We start from the raw sequence: 8,203 nt of genomic DNA on the forward strand, positions 1-8,203 counted from the left end.
AAAAACCGCTATTCGGTGCCGACGGCGTCGGCAATGCTGCCATAACCGTATTGACTTAAGCGCTGTTCCAGCCCTCGGCAGATCGCCCGCGCAATCCCTGGCCCGGCATAGATCATCGCGGAATACAGCTGCACCAGCGAGGCACCGGCGCGGATGCGGGCAAAGGCATCGTCCGCCGTGGCGATGCCGCCTACGCCCACAAGCGGAAGCGCGCCGCCAGTGGCGCGGCGGAAATCGCGCAGGCGCTGGAGCGCGGCATCCTTCAGCGGCGCGCCGGACAAGCCGCCCGCCTCGCCCGCATGGGCCGATCGCAGCGGCGGGCGGGCAATCGTGGTGTTCGATACGATCAGCGCGGCCAGCCCCTTGTCCAGCGCGATGCGGGAAATCGCATCCACATCGGCGGGTTCGAGATCGGGCGCGACTTTCAGGAATACGGGCACCTGCGCATCACCGCGCGCCTCCATCACCGCGTCGATCAGTTCGGTCAGCGCGCCTTCATCCTGCAGCGCGCGCAGGCCCGGCGTGTTGGGGCTGGAGATATTGACCGCCAGATAATCCGCCAGCGGGGCCATCAGGCGCGTCATGTGCGCGTAATCGGCGATACGGTCGGCGCTGTCCTTGTTCGCGCCGATATTGATGCCGACAATGCCTGTCCTGAGCGAAGTCGAAGGGCCCCGCCGCCTGCGGGAAGCGAGACGCGCCGCCGCCTCGTCACCACCGTGATTGTTGAATCCCATGCGGTTGATGACCGCCTCGTCCTCCACCAGCCGGAACAGCCGGGGCCGGGGATTGCCTTCCTGCGGGCGCGGTGTGATCGATCCGACCTCGGCAAAGCCAAACCCCAGCGCCAGCAGCGCATCGGGCACTTCGCCATCCTTGTCGAAACCCGCCGCCATGCCCACGGGATTGGGGAAACGCAGTCCCGCAACAGTGGTCGCCAGCGGTCCCGCCGCAGGGGAGGCTGGCGCATCGGGCGCCCAAATCTTGAGCGCGGCAACGGTGAGGCGGTGCGCGCGTTCGGCGTCGAGCGCGAAAATGGCGGGGCGGATGAGGCGGTAAAGCATGGCGGCCCTATGGCAAAGACGCGGGGCCGTGTCGATTCGCGCGATCGGCCGATCGCGGCGCATTGGTTGCAGCCGAAATCATCCAAAATGGCGCAATCAGGCCGATTTTGCGCGTGGCTTGTCGCTTTCATACAAGTGGTGGCGCAACCATTCTGCTAGTTTGCAGCCGCGACCCGAAGGGCTCGCCGCGACAACGCGACGGGTTCTCGACTATGAGGGCGGCCAATCTTGCACCAGGTGCAGGGCGGGCCGCCCCTTTTTTATGCCGCTTAGATGCTAACGACTCGCAACAGGCAATCGGGCGTTGAAAGCGCGGATTCGCGTCACTAGGTGAAATCGGAACGAATCAGTCCGATTAGGCGGACTGACCAGCCGGTGGAGCCTTATGCGTCTGTCGAGTATGGCCGATTATGCCGTGGTCACCATGTGTGCCGCCGCGCGCCATTGCGGGACGCTGGCAGCAGCCGGCTCACGCATTTCCGCCGCGGATCTGGCGGCCGAAACCGCCTTGCCGCTGCCCACGGTGCAGAAACTGGTGACTATCCTGTCCAAGGCAGGCCTGATCAAGGGCCAGCGCGGGGCGGGCGGCGGCATCCAGCTGGCGCGCCCGGCGGCTGCTATCACGCTGGCCGACATTATCGAGGCGGTCGAAGGCCCTATTGCGCTGACGGCTTGCGTGGATGCGGGCAAGCAGGATTGCGCGCTGGAAGGCACCTGCAATGTGCGCCCGCACTGGCCGGTCGTGAATGATGCGCTGCGCGGCGCGCTGGCGCAGGTGCGCCTGTCCGACCTTGCGCGGCAAAAGGAAGTAGCCACGGCATGAGCGAGAATATGCAGACCGAAGACGTGCACGACGCTGAACTGCAAGACCGTGAGGCGCGCGAAGCCGCCGCGCGCGTGGCCGATTACGAGCATGGCTGGTCCGCCGAGATCGAAACCGATTTCGCGCCCAAGGGGCTGAACGAGGATACCGTCCGCTTCATTTCCGCCAGGAAGGGGGAGCCGGAATGGATGCTCGACTGGCGGCTCAAGGCCTTCCGTCACTGGCTGACCATGGAGGAGCCGGACTGGGCGAAGCTGGGCTATCCGAAAATCGATTATCAGGATGCCTATTACTACGCCGCGCCCAAGAAGAAGCCGGAGCTGGCGAGCCTTGATGAGCTCGATCCCGAGATCAAGGCCGTGTACGACAAGCTGGGCATCCCGCTGGCCGAGCAGGAAGTGCTCGCCGGCGTGACCGGCGCGCGCAAGGTGGCGGTGGACGCGGTGTTCGACAGCGTCAGCGTGGCCACGACTTTCCGCAAGGAACTGGAAGCGGCCGGCGTGATCTTCCGCAGCATCAGCGAAGCGATCAAGGAATATCCTGACCTCGTGAAGAAGTGGCTCGGCCGCGTGGTGCCGATGCACGACAATTTCTTTGCCACTTTGAACTGCGCGGTCTTTTCGGACGGCACCTTCGTCTACATCCCCGAAGGCGTGCGCTGCCCGATGGAACTTTCCACCTATTTCCGCATCAATGCGGAGAATACGGGCCAGTTCGAACGCACGCTGATCGTGGCGGAAAAGGGCAGCTATGTCAGCTATCTGGAAGGTTGCACCGCGCCGATGCGGGATGAGAACCAGCTCCACGCTGCGGTGGTGGAACTGGTCGCGCTGGAAGATGCGGAGATCAAATATTCCACCGTGCAGAACTGGTATCCCGGCGATGCGGACGGCAAGGGCGGTATCTACAACTTCGTCACCAAGCGCGGCCTGTGCCAGGGCGCGCGGTCGAAGATCAGCTGGACGCAGGTGGAAACCGGCAGCGCGGTGACGTGGAAGTATCCTTCCTGCGTGCTGAATGGTGAGGACAGCGTGGGCGAGTTCTACTCGGTCGCCGTCACCAACAATTACCAGCAGGCCGATACCGGCACCAAGATGATCCACAACGGGCGCGGCAGCCGCTCGACGATCATCTCAAAGGGGATCAGCGCGGGTAAGAGCAACAACACCTATCGCGGGCTGGTGCGCGTGGGGGCCAATGCCGACAATGTCCGCAACTTCACCCAGTGCGACAGCCTGCTGCTGGGCGATCAATGCGGCGCGCATACCGTGCCCTATATCGAGGTGCGCAACCCCACCGCGCAGATCGAGCATGAGGCGACCACCAGCAAGATTTCGGACGACCAGCTGTTCTACGCCATGCAGCGCGGGCTGGGCGCGGAAGATGCGGTGGCGCTGATCGTCAACGGCTTTGCCAAAGAGGTGCTGAAAGAGCTGCCGATGGAATTTGCCGTTGAAGCGCAGAAGCTGCTGGCGATTTCGCTTGAGGGGAGCGTGGGGTGATGACCGACCGCAAAACCCTCAAACTCCCCACCCCCGGTGAGGACACCTCAACCGAAGCCCCCGCTCTCAAGAAGAAGGGCCGCGGCTGGGAAATCTCGGAAAGCCGCCTCGACGTGCTGCACGAGCAGGCGCGCGAATTGCGGCGGCATTCGACCCCGGCGCACAAGGCGCTGGCAGCCAAGTTCACTGCCGCCGACATGGGGCCCTACAGCTTCAAGCGCCACGCTGTGGTCGGCAGCGCGATTGTCGATTTCAACTGCCACAATCTCGGCCTTGCTATCGCGATTGACGAGGAGGGGCAGAACGAGGTTCTCGCCACGCGCCGCGACAAGAGCATGGAGGCGGTCGGCATCAAGCTGCTGCGCATTCCCGCCGCCGATATCCTGAACGATATTGACGCCGTGCTCGCCAATCTCACGCAGGTGATGCGCGAACGCATTGCCGACAAGCAGAAGGCCCGCCGCGCGCATGGCGACCAGATGCGCGCCGGGCGCAGCGCTGGCCGCGCTCCCACCCGAAACAGGACATAAGCAATGCTGGTAATCGACAACCTCCACGCCGAAATAGACGGGAAGCAGATCCTGAACGGCCTCACCCTCACCGTGAATGCGGGCGAGGTGCACGCGATCATGGGCCCCAATGGCGCGGGCAAATCGACGCTCGCCTATGTGCTGGGCGGACGGCCCGGTTACGAGGTGACCGGCGGCAGCGTGACCTTCATGGGGCAGGATCTGCTTGAGCTGGAACCGCACGAACGCGCGGCGGCGGGCTTCTTCCTCGGCTTCCAGTATCCGGTGGAAATCCCCGGCGTTTCCAATGTGCAGTTCCTGCGCGAGGCGCTCAATTCCCAGCGCAAGGCGCGTGGGCAGGAACCGCTGAGCGGCGGCGATTTCCTCAAGCTGGCGCGCGAGAAGGCGGGCCTGCTCAAGATGGATATGGATATGCTCAAGCGGCCGGTGAATGTCGGCTTTTCGGGCGGCGAGAAGAAGCGCAACGAAATGGTGCAGATGGGCATTCTCGATCCCAGCTTCGCCGTGCTGGACGAGACGGATAGCGGCCTCGATATCGACGCGCTGCGCATTGTGGGTGAAGGGATCAACGCGATCATGCGTAGCCCTGACAAGGCCGTGCTGCTCATCACGCATTACCAGCGCCTGCTCGATTACGTGAAGCCTGACCATGTCCATGTGCTCGCCAAGGGCCGCATCGTGAAGAGCGGCGGGCCGGACCTTGCGCTGGAGCTGGAAAGCGAAGGTTACGAGGCGGTGGCGGCATGACAGTTGCGACGCTCCCCACCTCCAAGGCGGAGGAATGGCGCTATGCCGATATTCCCGCGCTCGCCCGGCTTGATCCGGGCGCGCTGGACGATTGGCACGCGATCACCGTGCCGGCGGGCGAAAGCCTTGCCGATACGCTGGTGCTCGCCAGCGCCGCGCCGGATGTGCGCCGCCTCCGCCTGACGCTGGGCGCAGGCGCGCGCGCGGAATTGTTCGCGGTGGTGGCAGGCGGCGATTACGCGCGGCTCGATATCGACGTGACCATGGGCCGGGCTGCGCATTTCGAATTTGGCGGCGTCACCATCGGCGGCGGAGACGCGGTGCGCGAGATCGTCACCCGCCTGCGCCATGCGCAGCCGGATGCGACCAGCAACCAAGTGGTGCGCGCCGTGCATTGGGGGCAGGCGACGGGCAATTTCCTTGGCCGGGTGGATGTCGCCCGCCATGCGCAAAAGACCGACGCCGCGCAGGATTTCAAGGGCCTGCTGCTGGAACGCGGGGCGGCTGCCAATGCGCGGCCCGAACTCGAAATCTATGCCGACGATGTGAAATGCGCGCATGGCGCGGCGATCGGCCAGATGGACGAGGCGGCGCGCTTCTACATGGCCAGCCGCGGCATTGCGCCCGATGCGGCGCGCGCCCTGTTGGTGCGCGCTTTCATCGCCGATGCCTTTGCCGCTGCCGAGGCAGAGGCGGGCGAGGCGCTGCTGGAAACGGCGCTGGCCGCGCTGGAGGGGGCGGCGTTGTGACCAATTCAAGCCTTGCGAGTCCCCGCGCAGGCGGGAACCTTCCGCCACCCGGCGCATCCTCGCCTGAGGCCCCCGCCTTCGCGGGGGCGCTTCTGGCCGAGGCGCGGGCCGATTTCCCCGGCCTGCTCACCCCGGCGGGCAAGCCGTGGCATTACCTCGACACCGCCGCCACCGCGCAAAAGCCGCAAGCCGTGATCGACGCGGTGACGCGCGCTCTGGGCAGGGATTACGCCACGGTGCATCGCGGCGTCTATGCGCGCAGCGCCGAAATGACGCTGGCCTACGAAGCCGCGCGCCGCCGCGTGGCCGCCTTTATCGGCGGGCGTGAGGACGAAGTGGTCTTTACGCGCGGCGCGACCGAGGCGATCAATCTGGTTGCCGCGACGTGGGGCGAGGCGAATATCGGCGCGGGCGACCGCATCCTGCTCTCGCAACTGGAACACCATTCGAACATCGTGCCCTGGCAGATGCTGGCGGCACGCAAGGGCGCGCATATCGATGTCTGCCCGCTGACGGCGGATGGCCGGATCGACCTCGATGCCGCCGCCGCCATGCTGACGCCTGCGCACAAGCTGGTGGCGCTGGCCCATGTCTCCAATGTGCTGGGCGGCGTGCTCGACATCGCGCGCGCCGCAGTTCTGGCGCATGGCGTGGGCGCAAAGCTGCTGGTCGATGGCTGTCAGGCGGTGGCGCGCATCGGCGTGGATGTCGCGGCGCTCGATTGCGATTTCTACGCCTTCAGCGCGCACAAGCTGTATGGCCCCACCGGCATCGGCGCGCTGTGGGCAAAAGCGGATATCCTCAACCAAATGCCTCCCTATCAGGGCGGCGGCGCGATGATCGACAAGGTCAGCTTTGCCGGCACCACTTACGCCCCCGCGCCGCAGCGGTTCGAGGCAGGCACACCGGCGATTGTCGAGGCGGTGGGCTTTGCCGCCGCCTGCGATTATGTCGATGCCATCGGCCTTTCCGCCATCCATGCGCATGAAAGCGCGCTGGTGGCGCAATTGCGCGACGCCTTGGGCGCGATGAACGATGTGAGGCTGTTCGGCCCCGCTGACAGCGCGGGGATCGTCAGCTTCATGCTCGACGGTGTGCACCCGCATGATCTGGGCACCATTCTGGACGAGGAGGATGTGGCGATCCGCGCCGGGCATCACTGCGCCCAGCCGCTGATGGAACATCTGGGCGTGCCCGCCACCGCGCGGGCCAGTTTCGGCCTCTACAGTTCGCAAGACGATATCGCCGCGCTTGTGCGCGGTATTGAACGCACCAGAAGGATCTTTGGCTGATGGACGAACATCAGGACACTTCGCAACTCACTCCGCCGCCCGCCGAAGTGGTGGATAGCGTCGAAAAGCCGCCCCGCGCGAAGGTAGAGGATGCGGTGGAGGAGAGCGCCCCGGAAAATCTGGCCGAGAAGCTGGAACGCAAGCGCGACTATCTCGAAGGCTTCCTGGCGGCCAAACCTGCCGGGCTTGCTCCGGGTGAGCCGGGCGGTGAGCTGTATGAAGAGGTGATCGCGGCGCTGAAAGACATCTACGATCCGGAAATCCCGGTGAATATCTATGACCTTGGCCTGATCTATGGGGTCGATGTTACGCCCGATGCCGATGTGGCGATCACCATGACGCTCACCACTCCGCATTGCCCGGTGGCCGAATCCATGCCCGCCGAAATCGAAATGCGCATCGGCGCCATTCCCGGCGTGCGCGATGCCGAGGTGAACATCACCTGGGATCCGCCATGGGACGCCTCGAAAATGAGCGACGAGGCGCGGCTTGAGTTAGGAATGCTCTAGATGACCGAGACAAAATCCCGCGCGCGGCCCGCCGCCGTCATCCTCACCCCCGCAGCCGAACAGCGCGTGGCCGACCTTATGGCGCGCGCGCCCGAAGGGGCCATTGGCGTGAAGCTGTCCACGCCGCGCCGGGGCTGTTCCGGGCTTGCCTATTCGGTCGATTACGTCACCGCCGAAACCCCGTTTGACGAGAAGATCGAAACGCCCGGCGGCACCTTCTATATCGATGCCGCCAGCGTGCTGTATCTGATCGGCAGCACGATGGATTGGCGCGAGGATGATTTTGCCGCCGGCTTCGTGTTCGAAAACCCCAATGCCAAGGGCGCGTGCGGCTGCGGCGAAAGCTTCATGGTCTAAAGGCCTTGGCGCTGATCGCGGTATCCACCTACCTTCCCTTGCCCCCGGCAGAGGTGTTTGCGCGGCTTCGGAAACCGGCCGTTCTCGAAGCGGTCTCTGCACCCCTGCTGCGCTTTACGCCGCGCGGCGGAGCCTTCCCATCCGAATGGGTGCCCGGCGAATACCGGATGGGCGTCAAGCTGCTGGGCCTCATCCCGCTCGACGACCAGATCGTGGGGATCGAGGAGCTTCCAAGCGATCCTTCGGCGGGCTGCTATGCCCTGCGCGACAATGGCCGGGGCTGTGCGCGCGGGAAGGATGGCGGCGGGCTTATCCGGCGCTGGGATCACACCATGCAGGTAGAGCCGGAGGGCGAGGGCACGTGCTATACCGACCGGGTAGAGGTGGACGCGGGCGCACTCACCTTTGCGGCGGCCGGCTTTGCGCGCCTGCTCTATACCCACCGGCAGAGGCGCTGGCGCGGGCTGCTGGCGGCGGGAAAGATCTAGGCCGTAAACTCATAAACTGACTTGCGCGGCGCGGGCGCGGCTGATTCAAGGTTTCGGGAAGGAGTTTTGGATGACGCGTCGTAGATTTGAACTGACCGATGATGAGTGGCTGGTGATCGAGCCGTTGTTGCCGAACAAGCCT

Annotated in this window: 10 protein-coding genes; 9 read left to right on the forward strand and 1 reads right to left on the reverse strand. The window is 65.0% G+C overall.

The window, feature by feature from the left end:
• Nucleotides 1-8: 8 nt before the first annotated feature.
• Nucleotides 9-1,064 carry a quinone-dependent dihydroorotate dehydrogenase gene (locus tag WFP44_RS06645; RefSeq protein WP_336925627.1) on the reverse strand — a complete coding sequence of 352 codons (1,056 nt, stop codon included), beginning with the start codon at nucleotides 1,062-1,064 and terminating at the stop codon, nucleotides 9-11.
• 385 nt (nucleotides 1,065-1,449) lie between these two features.
• Here WFP44_RS06645 and WFP44_RS06650 point away from each other — a divergent pair, with 385 nt between their 5' ends.
• From WFP44_RS06650 to WFP44_RS06690, 9 genes are all read left to right on the forward strand, one after another.
• Nucleotides 1,450-1,887 (forward strand): SUF system Fe-S cluster assembly regulator, encoded by a 438-nt coding sequence (locus WFP44_RS06650; protein ID WP_336925628.1) that lies wholly within the window; start codon nucleotides 1,450-1,452, stop codon nucleotides 1,885-1,887.
• The gene (sufB, locus tag WFP44_RS06655) at nucleotides 1,884-3,389 is read left to right on the forward strand and encodes a Fe-S cluster assembly protein SufB (protein ID WP_336925629.1); all 1,506 of its coding nucleotides are present in this window, start codon (nucleotides 1,884-1,886) and stop codon (nucleotides 3,387-3,389) included. The genes WFP44_RS06650 and sufB overlap by 4 nt, the downstream gene beginning before the upstream one ends.
• Nucleotides 3,389-3,919, forward strand: coding sequence for an endonuclease domain-containing protein (locus WFP44_RS06660; protein WP_336925630.1), 531 nt, complete (start codon nucleotides 3,389-3,391; stop codon nucleotides 3,917-3,919). The genes sufB and WFP44_RS06660 overlap by 1 nt, the downstream gene beginning before the upstream one ends.
• A gap of 3 nt (nucleotides 3,920-3,922) precedes the next feature.
• Nucleotides 3,923-4,666, forward strand: coding sequence for a Fe-S cluster assembly ATPase SufC (gene sufC, locus WFP44_RS06665; protein ID WP_336925631.1), 744 nt, complete (start codon nucleotides 3,923-3,925; stop codon nucleotides 4,664-4,666).
• Entirely contained in the window at nucleotides 4,663-5,415 is a 753-nt protein-coding gene (locus WFP44_RS06670) for a SufD family Fe-S cluster assembly protein (RefSeq protein WP_336925632.1), read from the forward strand. The genes sufC and WFP44_RS06670 overlap by 4 nt, the downstream gene beginning before the upstream one ends.
• Nucleotides 5,416-5,507: 92 nt before the next feature.
• Nucleotides 5,508-6,707 carry an aminotransferase class V-fold PLP-dependent enzyme gene (locus tag WFP44_RS06675; RefSeq protein ID WP_336925651.1) on the forward strand — a complete coding sequence of 400 codons (1,200 nt, stop codon included), beginning with the start codon at nucleotides 5,508-5,510 and terminating at the stop codon, nucleotides 6,705-6,707.
• Nucleotides 6,707-7,216, forward strand: a complete 510-nt coding sequence (locus tag WFP44_RS06680) for an SUF system Fe-S cluster assembly protein (protein ID WP_336925633.1) — start codon at nucleotides 6,707-6,709, stop codon at nucleotides 7,214-7,216. The genes WFP44_RS06675 and WFP44_RS06680 overlap by 1 nt, the downstream gene beginning before the upstream one ends.
• Complete coding sequence (locus WFP44_RS06685; RefSeq protein WP_336925634.1) at nucleotides 7,217-7,573, forward strand: HesB/IscA family protein; 357 nt, start codon at nucleotides 7,217-7,219, stop codon at nucleotides 7,571-7,573.
• A 5-nt stretch (nucleotides 7,574-7,578) separates the two neighbouring features.
• On the forward strand, nucleotides 7,579-8,061 hold the full coding sequence (locus WFP44_RS06690; protein WP_336925635.1) for an SRPBCC family protein: 483 nt from the start codon (nucleotides 7,579-7,581) through the stop codon (nucleotides 8,059-8,061).
• Nucleotides 8,062-8,203: the final 142 nt, after the last annotated feature.

It is taken from the genome of Alteraurantiacibacter palmitatis (assembly GCF_037154115.1).
GTDB lineage: Bacteria > Pseudomonadota > Alphaproteobacteria > Sphingomonadales > Sphingomonadaceae > Alteraurantiacibacter > Alteraurantiacibacter palmitatis.

Coding starts and splice junctions, on each gene's coding strand:
- WFP44_RS06645 (WP_336925627.1), bottom strand. CDS start 1,064: ATGCTTTACCGCCTCATCCGCCCCGCCATTTTCGCGCTCGACGCCGAA.
- WFP44_RS06650 (WP_336925628.1), top strand. CDS start 1,450: ATGCGTCTGTCGAGTATGGCCGATTATGCCGTGGTCACCATGTGTGCC.
- sufB (WP_336925629.1), top strand. CDS start 1,884: ATGAGCGAGAATATGCAGACCGAAGACGTGCACGACGCTGAACTGCAA.
- WFP44_RS06660 (WP_336925630.1), top strand. CDS start 3,389: ATGACCGACCGCAAAACCCTCAAACTCCCCACCCCCGGTGAGGACACC.
- sufC (WP_336925631.1), top strand. CDS start 3,923: ATGCTGGTAATCGACAACCTCCACGCCGAAATAGACGGGAAGCAGATC.
- WFP44_RS06670 (WP_336925632.1), top strand. CDS start 4,663: ATGACAGTTGCGACGCTCCCCACCTCCAAGGCGGAGGAATGGCGCTAT.
- WFP44_RS06680 (WP_336925633.1), top strand. CDS start 6,707: ATGGACGAACATCAGGACACTTCGCAACTCACTCCGCCGCCCGCCGAA.
- WFP44_RS06685 (WP_336925634.1), top strand. CDS start 7,217: ATGACCGAGACAAAATCCCGCGCGCGGCCCGCCGCCGTCATCCTCACC.